This window comes from Solibacillus sp. FSL W8-0474, assembly GCF_038004065.1.
GTDB lineage: Bacteria > Bacillota > Bacilli > Bacillales_A > Planococcaceae > Solibacillus > Solibacillus faecavium.
Genome location: NZ_JBBOQJ010000001.1, coordinates 163,172 through 184,919 on the forward strand (window position 1 = coordinate 163,172; position 21,748 = coordinate 184,919).

At 37.6% G+C, this 21,748-nt stretch carries 17 protein-coding genes and 1 pseudogene; 15 read left to right on the forward strand and 3 right to left on the reverse strand.

Annotation, left to right across the window (positions count from 1 at the left end; all coding sequences use genetic code 11):
* Window positions 1-297: 297 nt before the first annotated feature.
* The 11 genes from NYE67_RS00810 (at window position 298) to NYE67_RS00860 (ending at window position 12,192) form a co-directional block, all read left to right on the forward strand.
* Window positions 298-540: a spore protein Tlp gene (locus tag NYE67_RS00810; RefSeq protein WP_191701651.1), complete on the forward strand. Its 243-nt coding sequence runs from the start codon at window positions 298-300 to the stop codon at window positions 538-540.
* A 207-nt stretch (window positions 541-747) separates the two neighbouring features.
* On the forward strand, window positions 748-3,339 hold the full coding sequence (locus NYE67_RS00815; protein ID WP_340728886.1) for a cation-translocating P-type ATPase: 2,592 nt from the start codon (window positions 748-750) through the stop codon (window positions 3,337-3,339).
* A gap of 211 nt (window positions 3,340-3,550) precedes the next feature.
* Window positions 3,551-4,564 (forward strand): nucleotide kinase, encoded by a 1,014-nt coding sequence (locus NYE67_RS00820; protein WP_340728887.1) that lies wholly within the window; start codon window positions 3,551-3,553, stop codon window positions 4,562-4,564.
* Window positions 4,565-4,612: 48 nt separating this feature from the next.
* Entirely contained in the window at window positions 4,613-5,188 is a 576-nt protein-coding gene (locus tag NYE67_RS00825; RefSeq protein ID WP_191701648.1) for a cupin domain-containing protein, read from the forward strand.
* 560 nt (window positions 5,189-5,748) lie between these two features.
* Window positions 5,749-6,624, forward strand: coding sequence for a LysR family transcriptional regulator (locus NYE67_RS00830; protein WP_191701647.1), 876 nt, complete (start codon window positions 5,749-5,751; stop codon window positions 6,622-6,624).
* Between the two features lie 107 nt (window positions 6,625-6,731).
* Window positions 6,732-8,024: a CitMHS family transporter gene (locus tag NYE67_RS00835; RefSeq protein WP_191701646.1), complete on the forward strand. Its 1,293-nt coding sequence runs from the start codon at window positions 6,732-6,734 to the stop codon at window positions 8,022-8,024.
* Window positions 8,021-9,361 carry an acyclic terpene utilization AtuA family protein gene (locus NYE67_RS00840; RefSeq protein WP_191701645.1) on the forward strand — a complete coding sequence of 447 codons (1,341 nt, stop codon included), beginning with the start codon at window positions 8,021-8,023 and terminating at the stop codon, window positions 9,359-9,361. Before NYE67_RS00835 ends, NYE67_RS00840 begins: the two co-directional genes overlap by 4 nt.
* Complete coding sequence (locus NYE67_RS00845) at window positions 9,348-9,650, forward strand: AtuA-related protein (RefSeq protein ID WP_225231387.1); 303 nt, start codon at window positions 9,348-9,350, stop codon at window positions 9,648-9,650. The genes NYE67_RS00840 and NYE67_RS00845 overlap by 14 nt, the downstream gene beginning before the upstream one ends.
* A 54-nt stretch (window positions 9,651-9,704) precedes the next feature.
* The gene (locus NYE67_RS00850) at window positions 9,705-10,403 is read left to right on the forward strand and encodes a CoA transferase subunit A (protein WP_191701644.1); all 699 of its coding nucleotides are present in this window, start codon (window positions 9,705-9,707) and stop codon (window positions 10,401-10,403) included.
* On the forward strand, window positions 10,400-11,032 hold the full coding sequence (locus NYE67_RS00855) for a 3-oxoacid CoA-transferase subunit B (RefSeq protein WP_191701692.1): 633 nt from the start codon (window positions 10,400-10,402) through the stop codon (window positions 11,030-11,032). Before NYE67_RS00850 ends, NYE67_RS00855 begins: the two co-directional genes overlap by 4 nt.
* Window positions 11,033-11,409: 377 nt before the next feature.
* On the forward strand, window positions 11,410-12,192 hold the full coding sequence (locus NYE67_RS00860; RefSeq protein WP_340726662.1) for a glucose 1-dehydrogenase: 783 nt from the start codon (window positions 11,410-11,412) through the stop codon (window positions 12,190-12,192).
* 78 nt (window positions 12,193-12,270) lie between these two features.
* On the opposite strand, the gene NYE67_RS00865 is transcribed toward NYE67_RS00860, so the two are convergent.
* Window positions 12,271-12,624 (reverse strand): YbgA family protein, encoded by a 354-nt coding sequence (locus tag NYE67_RS00865; protein ID WP_340726663.1) that lies wholly within the window; start codon window positions 12,622-12,624, stop codon window positions 12,271-12,273.
* A 210-nt stretch (window positions 12,625-12,834) separates the two neighbouring features.
* On the opposite strand from NYE67_RS00865, the gene NYE67_RS00870 reads away from it, so the two are divergent.
* The 3 genes from NYE67_RS00870 (at window position 12,835) to NYE67_RS00880 (ending at window position 16,432) form a co-directional block, all read left to right on the forward strand.
* Window positions 12,835-14,196 carry an acetamidase/formamidase family protein gene (locus NYE67_RS00870; RefSeq protein ID WP_340726664.1) on the forward strand — a complete coding sequence of 454 codons (1,362 nt, stop codon included), beginning with the start codon at window positions 12,835-12,837 and terminating at the stop codon, window positions 14,194-14,196.
* Between the two features lie 79 nt (window positions 14,197-14,275).
* A complete protein-coding gene (locus NYE67_RS00875) occupies window positions 14,276-14,791 on the forward strand; it encodes a hypothetical protein (RefSeq protein ID WP_191701640.1) in 516 nt (171 codons plus the stop codon).
* Window positions 14,792-14,977: 186 nt separating this feature from the next.
* Entirely contained in the window at window positions 14,978-16,432 is a 1,455-nt protein-coding gene (locus tag NYE67_RS00880; protein ID WP_340726665.1) for a Fe-S-cluster redox enzyme, read from the forward strand.
* A 67-nt stretch (window positions 16,433-16,499) separates the two neighbouring features.
* On the opposite strand, the gene NYE67_RS00885 is transcribed toward NYE67_RS00880, so the two are convergent.
* Both NYE67_RS00885 and NYE67_RS00890 read right to left on the reverse strand, forming a co-directional pair.
* Window positions 16,500-17,684, reverse strand: a complete 1,185-nt coding sequence (locus NYE67_RS00885; protein ID WP_339214727.1) for a CaiB/BaiF CoA transferase family protein — start codon at window positions 17,682-17,684, stop codon at window positions 16,500-16,502.
* Window positions 17,685-18,009: 325 nt separating this feature from the next.
* Window positions 18,010-18,861: a CAP domain-containing protein gene (locus NYE67_RS00890; protein WP_340726667.1), complete on the reverse strand. Its 852-nt coding sequence runs from the start codon at window positions 18,859-18,861 to the stop codon at window positions 18,010-18,012.
* 836 nt (window positions 18,862-19,697) lie between these two features.
* Between NYE67_RS00890 and NYE67_RS20760 the strand changes: the two are divergent.
* Window positions 19,698-20,207, forward strand: a pseudogene (locus NYE67_RS20760) (S-layer homology domain-containing protein); the annotation flags it as partial.
* Between the last annotated feature and the right edge of the window lie 1,541 nt (window positions 20,208-21,748).

The window sequence follows — 21,748 nt, forward strand, 5'->3', positions numbered from 1 at the left end:
GAGAAGGCTATCTACTTTGCTTTGAACTTATACATACTATAGCGCAAGTTTATGGAGAAAATGGCATTTTAATAAAGTTGTAAAAAATATGTAAAATAGCCGATTACACATGAAAACCCTTAGTAGCAAGTGTTTCTGAAGGTTTTTTTGTATTTTTTTATTATTTTATATTGTTTTTATAACAATAATGTGACATGTGTGACGAACCTAAATGCGAATTCATTTGGAAAAATCACTTTGCATAAAAAAATCAAAGAAAAACAAACTAACTTCAATTAGGAACAAGGAGGAATAAGCATGAAAAATGATAGACATGATGTATTTAATAAAAAGTCCAAAAATGCGCTAAGTTTAGGGAAGATGATTGAAAATACGAAAGAAAATATCGAAGAGGCGGAAATTAGTAAAGAATTCGCATTTCCTGAAGAACTGGAAAATTTAGAGGAAAAAAATGCTCGACGTAAAACGGCCATTGCACAATTGGAAGAACAAATAAGAGAAAAAAAAGCTTTTCAAGCTAGAAAAAATTATTATAAATAATACTTCAATCAAAACGTTAATCTTAGTGGGATTAACGTTTTTTTATTTAGTAAAAAGGCAGAATTTCAACTTTATGAATTTTTTATTGTGAGATATTCATTTTAACAATAAAACTCTCATACAGTGTTCTTGTGAGAGTGCTCATATTTTCCATGCAATAATAAAATAAAGTGGTTATCTATACTTAGAACTTGAAGGGAGGTTCTCATGAATTTATCTGACTATTACCGTAACACCGTACAGGAAGTTATGAAGAAGCTGGACGTAACACCATATGGACTGACAGATTACGAAGTACGTTCTCGGCATAAAAAATATGGCTATAATGAACTGAAAGAAGGTAAACAAAAGAATATCTTTCAAGTTATGTTAGAGCAGTTTCAGGATTTTTTAGTCATTATCTTAATTGCTGCTGCCATTATTTCTATGTTTCTTGGTGATGTAGATAGCTCTGTTGTTATTCTAATCGTACTTGTTTTAAATGCCGTACTGGGAACTGTTCAGCATGTAAGAGCGGAAAAATCGCTAAACAGTCTAAAGGAAATGGCTGCACCCGTTTCTAAAGTCATCCGTGAGGGAGCAGTAGTTGAAATACCGTCAAGAGATGTTATTGTCGGTGACCTGCTTGTTTTGGAAGCAGGCGATTATATTAGTGCTGACGGTAGAGTAATTGAAAGCTATAGTTTGCAAATAAATGAAAGTTCGTTAACCGGTGAATCATTAGCCATTGATAAAATAGCGAATACCATCCACGAAAAGGAACTTGCTATAGGCGATAAAAGGAACATGGTTTTCTCCGGGAGCTTTGTAACGAATGGTCGTGGGAAAGCGGTCGTTACTTCTATAGGAATGAATACCGAGATCGGTAAAATTGCCACTCTTTTGGACAATGCACAGGAGAAAAAAACGCCATTACAAGTGAGCTTGGATCGTTTTGGGAAACGTCTTGCACTCGGCATTATCATTATTTGTTTAATTATATTTGGGCTTGATCTTATTCGAGGGCGTGAGTTAATTGACTCCTTTATGTTCGCCGTTTCGTTGGCGGTTGCAGCAATTCCGGAAGCACTTAGTTCGATTGTGACAATCGTTTTAGCAGTGGGGACTACAAATATGGCGAAGGAAAATGCCATTATTCGTAAGCTGCATGCAGTAGAAAGTTTGGGGAGTGTATCAATTATCTGTTCAGATAAAACAGGGACACTTACGCAAAATAAAATGACGGTGCAAGAGGTTTATACAGGCGATCAAGTTCTGCCTTTTAATGAGCTAAAGCTAGCTAATGAAAACCATAAAAAACTGCTCGAATTGGCCATACTCTGCAATAATTCCGTTGTAATGAAGGATAAGGAAATCGGGGATCCAACGGAATTGGCACTTGTAAAATTTGGACGTGAATATGACTTAAATGAACATATTGTACGTGGGCTTCATCAACGTGTTGGTGAATTACCTTTTGATTCGACTCGTAAAGTAATGAGCACAGTTCACCGCATGGGAAATCGTTCCGTTATGATTACAAAAGGGGCGGTAGATGTACTGCTGCCGCGTGTTAGCCGCATTCATTCAAGTCATGGCGGTTCCAACATAACGACGCAGCAAGTAGAAAAGATAAATCACGTAAATGAAACCTTCTCAAATGCCGGGTTAAGGGTAATGGCGATTACGTATAAAGATGTATATTCTCCTACCTTAACGGAAAAAGAGGAGCATAACTTAACATTTGTTGGATTAATCGCAATGATGGATCCACCACGCGAAGAATCGGCACAAGCAGTGGCGGATTGTATTAAAGCAGGCATCAAACCGGTCATGATTACAGGAGATCATAAAATTACGGCAATGGCGATTGCAAGGAAACTCGGCATTTTGAAAAATCCGAGTGAAGCGATTGAAGGAAAAGAAATCGAAAAGCTTTCAGATAGGGAATTGAAGGCAAAGGTAGAAAAAATCTCAGTTTATGCACGTGTCTCCCCGGAACATAAAATACGGATTGTGAAAGCATGGCAAGACAAAGGACATGTAGTCGCCATGACGGGAGATGGTGTAAATGATGCCCCAGCGCTAAAACAGGCCGAAATTGGTGTAGCAATGGGTACAGGGACTGAAGTGGCAAAGGATGCTTCTTCGATGATTTTAACCGATGATAACTTTTTGACGATCGTCAAATCGATTTCGAATGGTCGAAGTATTTACGCCAATATTAGTAACGCTATTAAATTCCTGTTATCCGGAAACGCGGGTGCAATTATTGTCGTTTTATATGCAACGCTTTTTGCATTGCCTGCACCGTTTCTACCGATTCATCTATTATTTATAAATTTATTAACGGATAGTTTGCCGGCAATTGCGATTGGGCTAGAGCCACATAATAAAAAGCTTATGAAAGAAAAGCCCCGTAACATAAAGGAGCCGTTGCTAAATAAGAAGTTTGTTTCCCAAGTAGGATTTGAGGGAGCAATTATTGCGGCGGTTACAATCATCGCCTTCCAAATAGGATTGTCGACAGGTGATACTGCAGTAGCCACAACGATGGCATTTGCGACATTATGTTTATCAAGACTGGTACATGGCTTTAATTGCCGTTCGGATGAATCCATTTTTAAACTGGGAATCTTCTCGAATTTAGCTGTATGGATTGCATTTTTATTAGGATTTTCGATACTGAACTTTGTGCTGCTCTCTGGATTATTTGAAGTAGCGCGATTGAATAACTTCCAGTATTTAATTATTTATGGTTTATCATTAGTTCCACTAATTATAATTCAGCTTCATAAACTATTTTTCAGAGCGAGTTAAAGAGAGCAGCTTGAATATAAAGCGCATGCATGAACATAATTGCATGCGTTTTTCGATTAAATACTACGCGAGATGGCAACTTTTTTAGGCTTTTAACATAACAATAAAGTTAACAAGGTTATGGAAGGGTGACGTCATAAGTACAACAGTTAAGTATTTCTTCGGTCAGGCAATGACAGGGCAGGGCATAAAAAATATATACAAGGATTTAATGAACGAAGCACAAACGGTGTATTTACTAAAAGGTGCACACGGCTTCAAAATTTCCGAGCTGCTTCAAAACATCGGTGATTACTATGTTAAAAAGGGCGCTAGTATCGAGTATTTCCATGACCCATTATTTGAGGACACGGTTGAAGGCATCTTTATTCAAGCACCACATCGGATTTTAATTCTTCAGGCAACCAATCCTTCAATAGAGCCTACTATTCTTGGTGGACGGGATCATGTCATTTCCCTTTATGATTGTGTATATGAAGAACAGCTTTCAGCGAATGAAGCATTGTTCTCTTTGAATGAAAAAAAACAAACCTACTATAATCAATGCTTTGCTGCTCTTTCCAAGGCGATTCATATTCATGATGACTGGGAAGTGGAAACAAGGAAGTATATGAATTGGAACGGATTGAATCAGCAATTTGCCGATTTGACGAATCAATTATTCGGTGAGAAGAAATTGGATAAATCCGGTCAGCTGACCCACCGGCTACTCGGAACGTTAACACCGGCAGGAGCACGTGATACCGTTCAAAGTATTACGCAAAACCTGGAAAAGAGGCTTTTCATCAAAGGGTATCCTGGGACAGGGAAATCCTCGATGATGAAGCAATTGGCAAAAGAAGCACAGAGTCGTGGATTTGATGTGCAGCTCGTATGGTGTGGGTTGGATTCCAATTCGATTGATATGGTCATTTTGCCTGAATTAAAGTTCTGTATATTTGATAGTACTGAGCCACATGTCTATTTCCCGGATGAGAATCGTCCTGGCGATGAAATTTTCGACATCGCTCAGCACTGCCATCCAACAGAAGTGGAGCTAAACAACATTAATGAGCTTGTCGCAAAGTATAAATCGACTATGCAAGAAGCGAAGGAATTTGCCAAACAATATGCCGACGAAGAACGGAAAGTCCGTGAAGCAGTAGATGCAGCATTAAACGTAGATGAATTCAATAAACGGACAGTCCCGTTATTTGATCTTGTGCAAGAGTTAAAAACCATTTAAAAAACAAAGCATATGATAATAGAATGAATTTTCGAAAGGAATGATAAAATGTATTATCCTTATGGGTACCCATATCAGCAATACCAGTATCCTACACATATACCGGTCAACCCATATGGGGGTACGCCAGGTAATGTGAATTATCCAATGTGGGTAAATACTACAGCCCCATATAATTGGCAGGGCGACGCCTCAAATCATCAGGGAGTAGTTTTAAAAGATTATGGAAAAAATCCGTTTGTCATCAATATTGAGGAAGCGGCGAGACAGAACCAGACGTATCGTACCGCTCTTTGGACAGGAAATCATCTACAGCTTACTTTAATGAGCATAAATCCTGGTGAGGATGTTGGGCTAGAGGTGCATCCACATGTGGACCAGTTCATTCGGATTGAGCAGGGCCAGGGGATTACCCAAATGGGGAAAACAAAAGATAACCTGAATTTTAATAGAATGGTATTTGATGGTTCTGCGATTTTTGTGCCTGCCGGAACGTGGCATAATGTTACAAATACAGGACAGATGCCATTAAAGCTTTATACAATTTATGCACCACCAAATCATCCATTCGGGACGGTTGAACCTACTAAAGCGAGCGCTAGGCATGAGGAACACGGGAAATAAAAACAAAGGGAATAAGCGCAACTGACCGATTGCTCTTTTGAAAGAAGAAACAATTATTTTAACAAGTATTAGAAGTTTGTATTTTATAATATAGAAGTTAAAATCAAAAAATTACGAAATGTTTATTCCTATTTCAGCAGTTAGATGTAATAAGTAAAATAGGCGAAAATCGCTAAATCCTTTGGTGAAAAGGATTTGGTGATTTTTTATTTTCCTTCTTCACTTTTAACACTTCAATTTCAGCTTGATAATTCTCAAGATTTACATCATTCGTTTTATGCTACTCACGTTAGAATTGAATCAAAATAACAATCGTGCAATAAATCAGTTTTAGTCAACCGATTACGAACAAAATCAGAATCAAATGGATAATAAAAGAATTAGTACAAAGATACTGATGGATTTAGAATAGGAAAAGTGTAAGGTTAAAGTGTATTAAAATATTTTTTCTGTATTATTTTAACTATAAATTGCGATTTTGAAGTCCAAAAGAAATAAAGAAATAAATAAGGATAGTGCATAAAATATAAATCCATTCTTACAAATGAAAGGAATTCAACATGGAAATTAGAGATTTACAAAATTTTATTCAAGTCATAGATCATGATAGCTTTACAAAAGCGGCTGAGGAAATGTATGTTACGCAATCTTCTTTAAGTAAAAGTATTAAGCGCTTAGAAAAACAATTGGCTTCTGACCTGCTCGACAGAAAATCCAAAAAAGTTAAGTTAACAGATATAGGAATGTTAGTTTACCAACAAGGAAAAGAGATTCTTTATGCGATTGATGATTTACACTTACTTATCAAAAAGAGTAAAAATATAGAGGTTGGGCGTTTGAAATTAGGTATGCCACCTTTAATTGGAACTTTATTTTTCCCGGAAATAGCTGAAACGTTTAATGATAAGTTCCCAAACATAAAAATTGAATTATTCGAACGTGGAGCAAAAAAGCTCGAAGAAATAGTTTTAGATGGAAAGGTAGAAATAGCATTAGTTGTCTCTCCATACTTTAAAAATAACATGTATGATATATACCCTTATATTGAAGATGAGTTCTTTGTTTTCTTACATAAAGATCATGTACTAGCATCTAAAGCAGAAATTTCAATTAGCGAATTAAGAGATGAAAAATTTATTATTTTCACGGAAGAATTCACTTTACATGACTACGTTATTAATGCATGTAAAGAAGCGGGTTTTTCACCAGAAATTGTATATAAAAGTTCTCAATGGGATTTAATTTTAGAGTTAACAGTCTCTAGTAATGGTGTTACATTACTTCCGAGTTCAATCTATAAAAAGAATCTTAATCCTAATATAAAGTTAATTAAAATTAAAGGCGAACCTTTGTTGTGGAAGCTTTCCTTCATAACTTTAAAAGATTCATACAAATCGTTTGTATTAGAAAAATTCATTAGTTTAATAAAAAAATAATTTAATATGCTCATTGGGAATGATTGATATTCCTATTATTCCTTTTACTAATAATGTTGTTTGTAATAGAATTTTCTGTATACAAAGCAGAAAAAAGGAGGGATTATATGGCTTTATTAGGATTTCTAACAATCAGTGTATTTTTAATATTAATATTCACAAGAAAAGTTTCGGTAATTGTCGCATTAGTAATGGTGCCAGTAATATTTGGTCTAATCGGGGGATTTGGATTAGAGCTAGGCGAGATGATGTTAAGTGGATTATCAACGGTTGCGCCAACAGGTATTATGCTTGTGTTCGCTATCTTATATTTTAGTCTGATGTTAGATGTAGGATTATTTGACCCAATGATTAAATTCATTTTAAAGGTTGTAAAAGGTGATCCTTTAAAAGTGGTAGTGGGAACAGCTATTTTAGCAATGGTAGTACATTTAGATGGTAATGGTTCAGCTACGTTTATCATTACAATTTCGGCTATGCTACCAATCTATAAAAAACTAGGAATTAATAGATTAGTTTTAGCTGGTGTTGTCGCTTTAGGTGCGGGTGTAATGAATATTGTTCCATGGGGCGGTCCAACGGCACGTGCCATGACAACTTTAGGTGCGGAAGCTAAAGATATTTTTAATCCTGTCATTCCTGCAATGATAGCCGGAATTGTGTGGGTTATTATTGCCTCGGCATTAATCGGATTAAAGGAAAGAAAACGTTTAGGTATTCTTCAATTAGATGAATCAGATTTGCAATTTTCCGTTAGTGAAGAAGAACAGAAATTAAGAAAACCAAAATTATTTATTTATAATCTTTTATTAACTATTGCACTATTAGTTTCTTTAGTAGGTGCATGGTTACCGATGCCAATATTATTTGTATTAGCTTTTGTAGCCGCATTAATGGTTAACTATCCAAAACACGATGACCAACAGGCGCGTATTGCTGCACATTCTAAGAGTGTACTTTTAGTTGCTACAATGATATTTGCCGCAGGTATTTTTACAGGAATACTTAATGGTACAGGAATGATTGAAGACATGGCACTTGCATTAGTAAATATTATTCCTGATTCTATGGGGCGCTTTTTACCTGTAATTGTAGCAATTACTAGTATGCCTTTGAGTCTTGTTTTTACACCTGATGCATATTATTTCGGGGTGCTACCTGTAATTGCCGAAACTGCTTCTACATTGGGCATTAATCCACATGAAATTGGACGAGCAGCAATTTTAGGTCATATGACAGTTGGATTCCCATTAAGTCCTTTAACTGCTTCAACATTTATTTTAATTGGATTAGCACAAGTAGATTTAGTAGATCATCAAAAATTTATTTTTAAGTGGGCGTTTATGACAACGGTTGTTATGACAATAGTAGCTGTATTGATTGGGGCGATATCTATATGAAAAAAAATACAATTAGAATAGGCGTAGGTACTGGGTTTGCTGGTGATCGTATCGAGCCTGCTGAAATCTTATTAGAAAAAGGTAATTTAGATTATTTAGTTCTAGAATGTTTGGCAGAGCGAACGATAGCGTTAGCGCAAAAAAGGAAAAAAGCTAATCCTTCATTAGGGTATGATGTTCTATTAGAGAAGCGTATGCAAAGCTTACTGCCTAAATTAAAAAACAAAGCAACACGAATTATTACGAATATGGGGGCTGCTAACCCACAAGCAGGAGCGGAAAAAATCTTGGAGATAGCAAAACAGCTAGGAATTCCGATTAAAGTCGCTGTGGTTACTGGAGACGATGTCCTTTCAAAAATTTCATTAGATGAAACGGTGTGGGAAACAGGCAAGTTATTAAGTGAATATGGGGAAATTTTATCTGCAAATGCTTATATTGGCGCGAATGCATTATTGTCTGCCTTACAATCAGATGCTCAGATTATTATCACAGGGCGTGTTGCAGACCCATCTTTATTTTTAGCACCGATGATTCATGAATTTAAGTGGGAGCTTAATGAATTAGATTATTTAGCACAGGGAACAGTAGTTGGCCATCTATTAGAATGTGCAGGTCAGCTTACAGGAGGATATTTTGCAGACCCAGGTAAAAAAGATGTTGCTGATTTAGCAAATCTTGGTTTCCCATATGCAGATGTATCAAATGATGGAACAGCTATTTTTAGCAAGGTTGAAAATACAGGTGGTCAAATTACTTTACAAACAATGAAAGAACAACTGCTCTATGAAGTTTTGAATCCTACTGCATATATAACACCTGATATCATTGCCGATTTCTCCAAAGTGGTTTTTGAAGAAGTTAATCCTGGCACTATTAAAGTAAGTGGTGTTACCGCCGTAGGGAAGCCTGAAAAACTAAAAGTAAGTATTGGCTATAATGCGGGCTTTATTGGTGAAGGCGAAATCTCATATGCTGGAGAAAATGCATTAGCACGTGCTGAGTTAGCTGGGGAGATCATTTCTGAAAGAATTCGTCATTTATACACAGATTTTAGGGTAGATTTGATTGGTGTAAATGCTACTCATAGAAAAGCATTCAGACAAATAGAACCTTATGAAGTTCGACTTAGAGTTGCTGGTAAGACACAGAGTCCAAGTTTAGCAGAATTAATTGGTGAGGAAGTTGAAGCGTTATATACAAATGGTCCAGCTGGTGGCGGTGGGGCGCGTAAAAATATTTTGGATGTCGTAGGTATCGTTTCTACTTTTATTGAGGAGAACCAAATCGAAATTAGTACTGAAAAGAAGGAGGTTCATTTCAATGAAATTATATGAGGTGGCACACTGCAGAACTGGTGATAAAGGTAATACTTTAACTATGTCAATTATTGCTTTCAAAAAAGAGAACTATCCATTGATTTTAGAACAAGTAACAGTCGACAAAGTGAAAGAACACTTACAAGGCATCGTCTTAGGTGATGTTGAGCGTTATGAAATTCCTTCTCTAGGAGCATTGCAATTTATTTGTCACGAAGCTTTAGATACGGGAGTTACTACATCATTAGCAATGGACACGCATGGGAAAACCTTAAGTTACAGCGTATTAGAGTTAGAACTATCATAAGCCTTAAAATTAAGTTCTCAAAAAAATTAGAGTTATCTTTTCAGGGGGGTTGAAATGAAGAAAGTATACGATTCATTTGAACGTGCAGTCGAGGATATTACGAATGGTTCTACTATTATTGCTGGTGGATTTGGTCTGTGTGGTATTCCTGAGAAATTAATTGCGGCGTTAGAAAAAAAGGATGTAACAGATTTAACCGTTGTGAGTAACAACTGTGGAGTAGATGATTTTGGATTAGGTTTATTACTTAAAAATAAACAAATAAAAAAAATGATTGCATCCTATGTTGGTGAGAATAAAACTTTTGAGCAACAATTTATTTCAGGAGAGCTAGAAGTCGAATTAACACCACAAGGTACCTTAGCCGAGAAACTTAGAGCTGGAGGTGCTGGAATTCCCGGTTTTTATACTGCAACAGGCGTTGGAACACCTATTGCAGAAGGTAAAGAAGTGAAAGAATTTGATGGTGAAGTGTATTTATTAGAAAAAGCAATTAAAGGGGATTTTGCTTTAGTTAAAGCATGGAAAGCAGATAAGAGTGGTAATTTAGTATTCCGAAAAACCTCTCGGAATTTTAATCCATTAGCTGCCATGGCTGCTAAAATAACTATAGTAGAGGTGGAGGAATTAGTAGAGGTTGGAGAAATAGATCCGGACTTTATTCACCTACCGGGTATTTACGTTCAGCGTATAGTAGTTGGTCAAAATTATGAAAAACGCATTGAACGTCTCGTTGTAAAGGAGAATGCATAGTGTCTAGAGATGTGATTATAAAACGTGCTGTTCAGGAAATTTCAAATGGGATGTATGTAAATTTAGGCATCGGAATGCCCACATTGATAGCGAATAATATACCTTCAGATTATGAAGTGTTTCTACAGTCTGAGAATGGTTTGCTTGGCATTGGGTCTTACCCTACGGAAGAGCAAGTTGATGCGGATTTAATAAATGCGGGTAAAGAAACTGTTACAGCTAGCAAAGGCGCTTCATATTTTGATAGTGCAGAAAGCTTTGCTATGATCCGTGGAGGACATATTGATGTAGCGATTTTAGGTGGAATGGAAGTCTCTCAATACGGTGATCTAGCTAACTGGATGATTCCAGGAAAACTAGTTAAAGGTATGGGAGGAGCAATGGACTTAGTAGTAGGTGCAAAAAAAGTTGTTGTGATTATGGAGCATACGAATAAACATGGTGAAGCAAAAATTAAACAAACTTGCTCTCTTCCACTTACAGGTAAAGGTGTCGTTCATCGATTAATAACTGAATTAGCAGTTTTCGATTTTAAGAATGGAGAAATGATTCTCATCGAATTACAACCAGAAGTTACATTAGAGGAAGTTAAAGAAAAGACAGAAGCTTCATTTGTTGTGAATATATAAAGTAAATTATTAATTGCACTTTAGAGATAGGCGATCGGCCGTAAATAATACCATCCTACTTCTCCCATAAATGTATCAAATCAGGTTTATAAAGTTCTAGTTTGTAATAAAAACAACAAAAAAACCATCTTAAAAAACCCTTGGAAGCCAATGCTTGAAGGGTTTTTTCTGCGTTCTAGCCCATTTGCTCTACATCGTTAGATACATTTCTAAAAGAACAAACATTTTTTATTAGTTGGCTCGCCTCTTGTTTTTCCATCATCTTACCATATTTAATATTTAGAAAACTAAATTCCTTATTAGAGCTATAAATTTCAGTTAAAAAGAAAATAATAAATTCTGAATGAAGAGCTTTTTATTATAAAGGAGGACAACTCATGAATCGTTTTGAAGAAAAGGTCGTAATTGTAACGGGTGCTGGCTCGGGATTAGGACAGGCTGCAGCATTACAGCTGGCAAAAGAAGGCGCTAAGCTAGTGCTTGTTGATATTAACCAGGCCGGATTAGATGATACGAAATCAAAGGTACAAGCGGTAGCGCCAAAAGTGGAGACACTTCTAGTTACAGCAAATGTGGCAACGGAAAGCGAAGTAGAGAACTTTGTCAATCAAACGGTGGAACGCTTCGGCAAGATTGATGCCTTCTTTAACAATGCCGGAGTGGAAGGAAAACAAAATTTAACAGAAGACTATGGGACCGATGAGTTCCAAAAAGTTGTCTCAATCAACTTAAATGGCGTATTTTACGGTATGAAGTATGTATTAAAGGTAATGAAGGAACAAGGCTATGGAACAATCGTCAATACGGCGTCTGTCGGCGGTATTCGCGGGGTGGGAAATCAGTCAGGATATGCTGCGAGTAAGCATGGCGTAGTTGGGTTAACAAGAAACTCCGCGGTAGAGTATGGTGAGTTCGGGATTTCTGTAAAAGCAATTGCCCCTGGTGCGATTATGACACCTATGGTCGAAGGATCTTTGCGTCAAATGGGCGGCGATAACTGGGAAGAAGCCGGTAAACAATTTGTCCAGGGCAATCCGATGAAACGCTTTGGTAAGCCAGAAGAAATAGGTTACTTAGTGGCATTTTTATTATCCAATCAAGCTGACTTCATTAATGGTGCTGTTATTCCGATTGATGGCGGACAATCATATAAATATTAATCAAACGACTTATAAGAGCGAAATAAAAAGCGCTTTTATAGGTTTTTTATTTTTCAGGAAGCATCGATCCCGAATCATTCAATCCTTCAAAATACGACTTTCCAGTAAATAGTTTACTTCATATTTTTGAGCCAATCCTTTTAGTAATTGTAATAGTCCAGTAAAATCTGTTTCCTCCAGCAATCGTTCATACTGCATTTTTTCTTCGGCACTTGCACATTTTTTAAAGTATCCCCACATATGCTGGCATGCATTGCGCATACTGCCGTTTGTCGCTGTTTGATTATGTGCATCCGTGATGAGCTGAGCCACCTCGTCATATGATAAATTATCCTTCATTGCTTGTCGGATCGCATTATAGTGGTTCTGGCTATGGAACATGACACGATATTTTTCCTCCCGCCATAACTGCTCGGTCTGCTTTTGGTTCATACAATGCTACCCCCTTCTTATATTGAATAATTTCCTTCTTATTATCATTATATAAGATAAAGAAATGTTTTACATTTGTTAATAAATCACCTCGATATTAGTATGTAAAAAATTGTATAATAGAGTAAGAGCATATTTTTATGAACAGAAACGAAATACATTTGAAATTTACTGAATATACATACAATTTAAAGGGGAGAGGGTTTTTTTATGTTAAATGATCTTGCACCTAATTTTGAACAACAAGAGGATTTATTGAATCCAGAGCAACCAGCTATTGAAGCTGCTGAAACATTATTCGTCAATGAATTTACAGATGGGATACTAAATCCAAATGCACCGATGCTGGGACCGGTAAAGGATGGCGGCACGATTATCGCTAATACAGCACCTGGGTGTTGGGGACCAATGATTACACCGACCATTCGAGGTGGACATGAAGTGACAAGACCTGTGTATGTGGAAGGCGCGGAAGTAGGGGACGCAATCGTTATCCAGATTAAGTCCATTCAAGTGACATCGATTGCTACTTCTTCAGGTACGGATGAAGCACAGCTAGATCGATTTATCGGAGATCCATTTGTGAAGGTGAAATGTCCGGGCTGCGGTAAGTTGCATCCTACAACCGTCGTACAAGGTATTGGGCAGGAGTCGGTAAAATGTGTGACATGTGGTACGGATACGACACCGTTTAAAATCTCGAATGGCTACACGATGACATTTAATTCAAAAGGCGAAATCGGATTGACTGTTGGAAAAGAAGCAGCACGTCGAATCGCCTTGGATGCAAAGAATTTTATGCGAACACCGGAAAAGTCCATTCAAAATCCAATTACGTCGTTTGGACCAAGTGATTTAATTGGTGTGATGGCAAGAATGCGCCCTTTTGTCGGGCAGCTAGGAACAACACCATCCAAGGCAATGCCGGATTCCCATAATGCAGGTGATTTTGGCACGTTCTTAATTGGAGCACCACATGAGTTTACGATGACGGAAGATGAACTTGATATTCACCGTACAGATGGACATATGGATATTAACCGCGTTCGTGAAGGGGCGGTAGTAATCTGTCCGGTAAAGGTACCGGGCGGAGGTGTTTATGTAGGGGATATGCATGCAATGCAAGGTGATGGAGAAATTGCCGGGCATACGACAGATGTAGCAGGGATTGTGCAGCTGCAGGTGAGTGTATTAAAGAAAGTGAATTTGGAAGGGCCAATTATTCTACCTAATGAAGAGGACTTACCGTACACGGCGAAACCGTTTACTAAAGAAGAGAAACGCAAGGCACGCGAACTGGCGGAGGAATTCGGTGTGAAGCAGGTGGAAGATAGTTTCCCATTGTCAATAGTTGGTACAGGACAAAATTTAAATATAGCAACAGACAATGCACTGGAGCGTACAGCGAAACTATTTGAAATGACAGTGGATGAAGTGAGAAACCGTGCGACAATAACAGGCTCAATTGAAATAGGTCGTCATCCCGGTGTCGTAACTGCTACAGTTCAAATGCCGAAATCACTTCTAAAAAAGGCTAGACTCTTTAAAACAATTAAACGCCAGTACGATTAAGGAGCTTAAGTACTGGAAGTTTTTTTCAATTGCTTTTCGGGAAACAGGATTGTAATAGAAAAACAGAAGGGGTGATGCTATGCAACCATTAATTAGGAAAATAGAAGCAGTTGTCATCTCCATTGGAGTTCAGTCAGGTGTGGGGACTATCGAGGCCGTAAGTGAAAAGGACGACAGCAAAAAGGCAATCTTTCAAATTACGTCAAAAACGCCATTAATGACAAAGGACGGCTATCAAATTGGTATTTCAGCCATCCCGGTGAAGGCAAAAATTATTGTGTTCGTTGATTCTAAAAGTCCATCGCCAATGGTCTCGCCCCCACATATTACGCCACTGCTCGTTATTTATGATCAGTATGATAAAAAAGGAGAAGTATGTGTTGGTGCGTTTGATAAAATGCTCTATTGCGAACAGTTGAATCTCAAGCTCCATATTAATGAAGGAACAGAAATAGTGGATTTAACTGGGAAGCGAGTGGATCGAAGCGAATTGACTGAAAAAATGGTATTCGTTTTCTATGACCGTGCAACACGCAGCATGCCAGTACAAGCAAATCCAACGAAACTCATTGTGACACCTTATAGTGAATACTAAATAGTGAAAGGGCATATCGGTTTTTACCCGCAGTCGTATGAGTTTACTACCATTCTGATACGGAGTTGCGTTAATAGATCGGTATGCTTTTCTTATGGGAAAAAATAAATTTCCTTTTCATGTACTTCTAAATTTTGTTATATTTTTGTATAGAGAAAAGACAAGGGAAGGAGGAGGATATTGTTGTTGCTTTCATATGATGAGCAGCTTTTCCAACAAACGAACGGACAAATAGGGGAGAAGCTTGAGCAAGCTTTGGAAGAACCATCTCTGTTTGATGAAAACCTCCCTATTTGGGGCGCTCCCATGTATAGTGACACTTTTTTGTTGAAGCAGGAGCGTGCGGAGAAATTTTGTTTTCAGCTAGTGAAATATTATTGGGATAAATTTGATTTATTTTTTTACGATTCTTTTAGCAAGGCAAATATGAATGTCGATATGGCCAATGAAAAGTTGGGGCAATTTTTTGCACAGCCACAAAACAGAAAACAACTATTCACATTTTTACATACGCAAGGGGAAGTCGAATTTGAACAGTTAATAGAATTTATCTTTGCAAAGGCTATTCGTACACCCCGTCCACAAACAGGGCTTAATAAAATTTATGTTTATAAAGTCAACAATCAATTTTTTGTACAGCCCATCTATTGTGAGCATGAAAAGTTCTGGCAAGTGATTGGCGCCAAAAAAATATATTCAGTATTTTTACAGCTTCCTTTGAAGAAAATCTCGCGCCCTGTGGAATTAATGGCAACTTTTAAAGCACTGCTTGCCGAGCAGTTGACCGTTAATCGGGTGGCGACAATCGTTCATAAGCTCATACAGAAAATCGATTTTGAAAATCCGAAATCCGATGAATTAAAGCAGCTCCATCTATTGAATGTACGCACACATTTTACGAGTGGACGCCGCCATATGTTAAAGCTCCGCAAATGCATCTATGCCCTTCAGCGAAATTGGTCGACCGGGGAATTTGCACTCAATAACAAAGAGTATACGTTGCTTGGTTATATGCTATTTCAAGAGGCCGTATTTAAAAAGGATTACAGGAATATTTTAATGCAGGGGATGTACTTAATTGAGGAAGAACGACTGAATAACCACGCCATCGAGCTTGTCGTCGAATATACGGACGTTTTAAGTAGTATGAATCCTCAGCCGGATGCACTCGTAAAGCATTACCGGAAAAATTATATAGAGCATGTGTTTTATGAACTGATAGATAGCGTAGTAAAAGAGGAGAAATTTGAACAAGGAATTGAGCTTTTGAGAAATTATGAGCTTGCAACTTGTACAGTTATTTTCGAATTGCTGCAATCTGATGACTATGAGGATATTTTACATAAAATTGAGGCAACGATTCAACGTGATATTGCCATTTTAGTAGATGGTTCCATTCATAAAGTTCGTGAATCGCTGGCGACATGGCAAATTGAATATTTGGATTCACGAAGTCCATATAATGCAATTGCTCTAATGACATCCCAACATATTTGCAATTTGTTGAAAATCCTGTTTTATGCAGAGGAAGATAACTTAGTGGAAAAGTTATTGGCTGTATATAAGAAATATTTACTCGTACCTGCTCATTTTTATAATCTGCGTCAGTTTATTGAGCATCGGGTTATGGTAACCCGTTAACGATAAAAAGTAGGATGGAAGAAAGGTGAATCAACGGATTCTTTGGAATCTAGATTCACCTTTTTATTTAAATTAACACACCATTTGCTTTGAGCTTTTCAATTTCTTCTTGAGTATAGCCGTATGTTTTTAAAATTTCCTCAGTATGTGCACCCATTTTTGCCCCAACATATTGGTACGTAGGCTCGACTCCACTAATTTTTAAGGCTGTGCCGATTTGGCGCTGTGTTGAGCCATCTGATTTTTTCACATCTACGAGCATATTGCGGGCTTGGATTTGTGGATGGTTGCATGCTTCATCAAATGTAAGTACGGGTTCTACGCAACCTTCGAAATCTTCATTAAAAATTTCCAGCCATTGATCAAATGTTTTTGTGCAAAAGGCGTCCGTTACTGCCTCTTTAAATCGCTGCTGTGTATAGGATGAGTCATTAAATGTGCTGTCAATAAGCTCCGGAATTTCTAACGCTTCACATAATAGTTTACGGAATTGCGGCTCTAGACTGCCGACTGAAAAATATCGCCCGTCTTTTGTCCGGTAATAATCATAAAATGTGCCGCCATTTAAAATTTCCTCTTCCGGCTGAGGAGGGCGCCCGCTTCCAAGGTATTGAGTGCCGTACAGCGCGTTCATCGCAAACATGGCATCGGTCATAGATACATCAATGAATTTCCCTTCACCGGATTTTTCACGATGCAGTGCCGCAGCTAATATTCCGATGGCAGCATGCATTGTCCCCCCGGCAATATCCGCAATCTGAATCCCCATCGCAACAGGCTTTTTATCCTTTAAACGTGAATGATTCAATACCCCGCCAACTGATAAATAGTTATTATCATGACCTGGGCGTGTTGCGTATGGACCCGTTTGACCGTATCCTGTGATTGCACAGTAAATAAGGCGCGGATTAATCTCACGCAATGTATCATAATCAATGCCTAGACGCTTCATGACACCTGGGCGAAAACCTTCGATAATAATGTCGTAATCCTTCACAAGCTTTTTAACAATTTCAATGCCTTCTTCAGATTTTAGATTTAGTTGCAGTGATTTTTTCGAGCGGTTTAAATGCTGATGAATGTAGGATTCCTTCTCTTCATCATAAGGCGGCATTATACGCATTAAATCCACTCGGCGATTTGATTCAATATGGATGACTTCTGCCCCTAAGTCTGCAAACATCATCGTAGCAAGTGGTCCCGGTAATAGAGAACAAAAATCCAGTATTTTTAATCCATTTAAAATTGTCATGCCCATCCCCCTTAATGATCACACATTGTATTAATACAGGTTAATATAAATTTATTGTATTATAACAGTTAATAAGATAAATTCCTATATTTATCCTTTTTAATATGAAAAATTTTAAAATTTATTCAGGATGTACATAAGAAAACAACTATCTCTTTCAATAGTATTCTATTATTATATTTTAAATACTCAGAAAATTATAGTGCAAAAATAAGCAAATGTAGCAAAATATGCAGAAAAAAGGGTTATTTTGGACAACTATTTCTCAAATGGAAAGATAAAAGGCCGCATTAAAAGTAACATCACTCTTAATACGACCTGTAGATTATAAGGAATAAAAATTGATGGTAAAGTAAGGCAGGCTTTGGGTATTGAATTCGACGCCAACAAATGCGTGGGTAAATTGCTTACGCAAAATGTTTTCCCGGTGAGTCAAGGAGTTCATTAACGCTTCATGTGCGTAAATGGCACTATATTGACCACATGCTAAGTTTTCGCCCCACCAGTCATATGCCATGCCGCCATTTTTCATGCGGGCTCCACCACGTAAGCCTTGCATATCCATATGACCGAAATAGTTGTAAGTGGCCATGCTTAAGCTATGGCTACGGGCAATGGCGTTATATTCCGGTGTATATTGTAAAGGAAGCAACCCTTCCGAAACGCGGGAAGCATTAATTAGTTCCATCATCAAATCTTCAAAGCTGTCTCGTAAATCCGGTGATGGCGCAGCAAAGAAGCCTACTTTGGACATTTCTGTTTCGGCATCTATCGCCATTATGGATCGTACTTGGAAGTTTTTATGCACATCATAAAAGAATGTTATATATTGATGATCAATTAAATAAGTACCGCTTGTTTCAGCATTGTATTTATCATCATAGTACTGTCGGAAGCGTCGATTGTTTTTTATAATATGTGTTATTGGTTCGCCGTATTGTGCTTTTACTGCCTGACGCGAGTCGCCAATGGAAATACCACAGACCGCTTGCCCAATGCGCGTTTCATAGCCGGCTACCGCAATGTTGTTTTTCGTGCCAATTAAATGGAACTGGTTATAGTCTAAAGAGGGGATGCTCCATTTTAAATCATATTCTGATGCAAAAGTTTTGATTGCTGTTGTTTTTGTGACTACCGTAGACTCAGTTGTTAATGGAATAAGAACATCTTGATTCATCGCTTTCCCCTTTGCCGATTTCAATGAATATATCACATAATCTTATATTTATATTTTATTCTACTACTCACGAATACTATATTAGCGCAATTACTATGAAACTTTCATGAAAGGTGATTTGCTTAGTTTTAAAAAAACGGTAAAGTTATTACAGGTAATATGTAAAAATACCTACGTTAGTTTTGGTGAATTCCATATAGCGCCAGTTTATAATTTTTATGTATAAAAATAACAATTAGAATAAAGGTGCATAAGTTTAAAGTATAAATGTATTAAGGAGTAAAATATAACATTATAGTTTATTTTATAGCAATGGAAATTTAAAATTCACTTTTTTATCATTTTAAACTGGGTAATTTGAATTATTTTTTAGTTAGTGCATGTGGAAAACGAATAAAATAATAATAAAAAGAATGAAAATAGACAATTTTATATGGCGTCTTACAGAGACTGTCATTTGTTGATTGTTTGCTAGTGATTAGAACTATTTTTGAGCGGGTAATGTATAAATGGTTGGCTATTTATTATAGAACGGCTTTGCTTTCTGACTTTCATGTCAGAAAGCAAAGCCGTTCCTTTTTGTGTATAAAGAAGTAGCGGATACTTCTTTTAAGTAATATGTGAACGATTTTCCTACTTTAAAAAGAAAAACTATATAAATTTGATACAGTTTTGTGCACTATTGTCCGATATAAAGAGCGTACGTGCTAAAAAGATGTACCATAACTCGACACTTCAAAAAGGGGGGAGTCTCAAACATGGATTCGAAAAAAGGGAAAAAGCTTTCGAAGGCTACAGTCGCAACAGTTTTAGCAGCGAGTGGTGTCATCGTGGCCATGCCGCAGCAGACAAATGCCTATTCATTTAGCGATTTAAATCCATTTGCAGATTATTATGAGCCCATTTTAGATTTAGCTAGCCGTAAAATTGCGACAGGCTATTCAGATGGCACATTTAAACCAAACCAAGCCATTACTCGGGAAGATGCCGCTAAAATGCTGGCACTAACGATTGATGTTAATATAACAAACCCAAAAAATCCAGGTTTCAAAGATGTACAGATGAGCAATCCAAACTACCGCTACATTGCAGCATTGGCAGAGGCAGGGGTTATTAACGGGTATTCCGATAAAACATTTAGGCCGAAAGAACCAATTACACGCGGACAAATGGCGAAAATTTTAACACTTGGTTTCAAATTTGGGGTTTCCTCAAAGCTTAACCACGGATTTAAGGATGTTAACGCAAAAAATGCGAATGCCTACTTCATCCAAACACTTTATGACCTGAATGTAACGAAGGGGAAGACACCTGTTTCATTTGATCCGTTTAATACTGTAACTCGTGCACAAATGGCAACATTTATATGGCGTGCGGAAAAGGCCGATCGAGGCAATCCTGTATATGCAGTTGGCGATATTACTGGCAATCAAATTTACATAAACGGTGTTGCGCATACGATTGCGCCGCATTTACGAAGCATTTTAAATGCAGCGAATAAAAACGTATTGCAAGGTGCCTTTATTGAAGGGAATTTTTCAGGAAATACAGTTCAAAACATTACGAAACTGACGATTAATGCGAGTGGAAATTCTTCTCGATTATTAGCACTTGATGGCGGCTATTCTTCTTTTGCAGGGGAGCTCATCATACATGGCAGTTATGTGCGCTTTAAAAATATAAACTTTACAGGGCGTGTGGAAGTGGCGGAAGCGCCGAGACGTTCGCTAGCTTCATTAAGTAATACGCGTATTGCAAGCGTTGGCAATATCGCATCATTCATCGATTGGGGAAAACCGACTGTTCCAAAAAATGAAGATTTCCTAAACCCGGTGGATAAAGAAACATTACAAGAGAAGCCAGACCCAACAAAGCCACCTCATTTACAGAAGTATACAGACCGTATGTCGAACTTAAAGAAGTATGTGGACTTTGAAAACGTGGATATCCGTCATTTATATGTCACGTCAGATCGTACATTTGTAAAAGCCAATTACGAAATTGACCGTCTGACATTACAAGGAAATGTGGCAAATGTTGAGCTATATGCAAGTCCGAAGGCGATGTACATCGACACAGACTACAATGTATCGGTTTTTGGGGTACATGATATCCAGTATGTATACAAAAACACGTTAAAAAATGTGTCCTTTAAAACAGATAGTACATATGACTATTATTACATCACTTCAAGTAATGGCTTTACGGATATTGGCACACATGCTTATATTACAAACGCCATTATTCCGCCGAACAAAACAGTGAATGATGTTTTTGACGATTATAAAACGGATGACCCGAACATTGGCTATGTAAAGGACGAAAATGGGAAGGCGGTCGATCGTGATCCGGTGGAAAACACGATTATACCGGATGTTACTGGACCCAGGATTACACAGTTGGATGTGGCTGCTGGCGGATCGACAGCGGAAGTGACATTGACAGCTGATGAAGATGGAACTTACTACTATGTTGTAAAACCGGCTAAGGAAAAAGCGCCAACGATTAACGAAATTAAAACAGGCGGCACTAAATACAATGGCAACGGCCCGCTCGTAATGGACGAGCCAGTTAAGTTTACAGTAAGCGGTTTAGAAACAATGACGGATTATGTTATTTATGTCATTGTCATCGATAAAATGGATAACGTATCGGAAAAAGAGGAGCAGGAGTTCTCGACGATTGATAACCGACCACCTACATTCCGCTTAGACAAAGGGGAAACGATGTACGGCGGGAAACGCGTGCAGTTGGTCATTAAAGGAATTACTGAGCCTGGCGAATATTACTACTATATCCGTGAGAAATCACCGGTTACATTGCCTGATCCGACTGTTGATGAAATTATGAAACGTTATACAGGAAAAGGGACGATAGCAAAGCCTGA

Bases quoted from the DNA above. Each gene is read 5' to 3' on its own strand.
- NYE67_RS00835 (WP_191701646.1), top strand. From the start codon at position 6,732: ATGGCTTTATTAGGATTTCTAACAATCAGTGTATTTTTAATATTAATA.
- NYE67_RS00875 (WP_191701640.1), top strand. From the start codon at position 14,276: ATGCAACCATTAATTAGGAAAATAGAAGCAGTTGTCATCTCCATTGGA.
- NYE67_RS00820 (WP_340728887.1), top strand. From the start codon at position 3,551: ATGAACGAAGCACAAACGGTGTATTTACTAAAAGGTGCACACGGCTTC.
- NYE67_RS00830 (WP_191701647.1), top strand. From the start codon at position 5,749: ATGGAAATTAGAGATTTACAAAATTTTATTCAAGTCATAGATCATGAT.
- NYE67_RS00845 (WP_225231387.1), top strand. From the start codon at position 9,348: ATGAAATTATATGAGGTGGCACACTGCAGAACTGGTGATAAAGGTAAT.
- NYE67_RS00815 (WP_340728886.1), top strand. From the start codon at position 748: ATGAATTTATCTGACTATTACCGTAACACCGTACAGGAAGTTATGAAG.
- NYE67_RS00840 (WP_191701645.1), top strand. From the start codon at position 8,021: ATGAAAAAAAATACAATTAGAATAGGCGTAGGTACTGGGTTTGCTGGT.
- NYE67_RS00890 (WP_340726667.1), bottom strand. From the start codon at position 18,861: ATGAATCAAGATGTTCTTATTCCATTAACAACTGAGTCTACGGTAGTC.
- NYE67_RS00885 (WP_339214727.1), bottom strand. From the start codon at position 17,684: ATGACAATTTTAAATGGATTAAAAATACTGGATTTTTGTTCTCTATTA.
- NYE67_RS00825 (WP_191701648.1), top strand. From the start codon at position 4,613: ATGTATTATCCTTATGGGTACCCATATCAGCAATACCAGTATCCTACA.
- NYE67_RS00810 (WP_191701651.1), top strand. From the start codon at position 298: ATGAAAAATGATAGACATGATGTATTTAATAAAAAGTCCAAAAATGCG.
- NYE67_RS00860 (WP_340726662.1), top strand. From the start codon at position 11,410: ATGAATCGTTTTGAAGAAAAGGTCGTAATTGTAACGGGTGCTGGCTCG.
- NYE67_RS00865 (WP_340726663.1), bottom strand. From the start codon at position 12,624: ATGAACCAAAAGCAGACCGAGCAGTTATGGCGGGAGGAAAAATATCGT.
- NYE67_RS00850 (WP_191701644.1), top strand. From the start codon at position 9,705: ATGAAGAAAGTATACGATTCATTTGAACGTGCAGTCGAGGATATTACG.
- NYE67_RS00870 (WP_340726664.1), top strand. From the start codon at position 12,835: ATGTTAAATGATCTTGCACCTAATTTTGAACAACAAGAGGATTTATTG.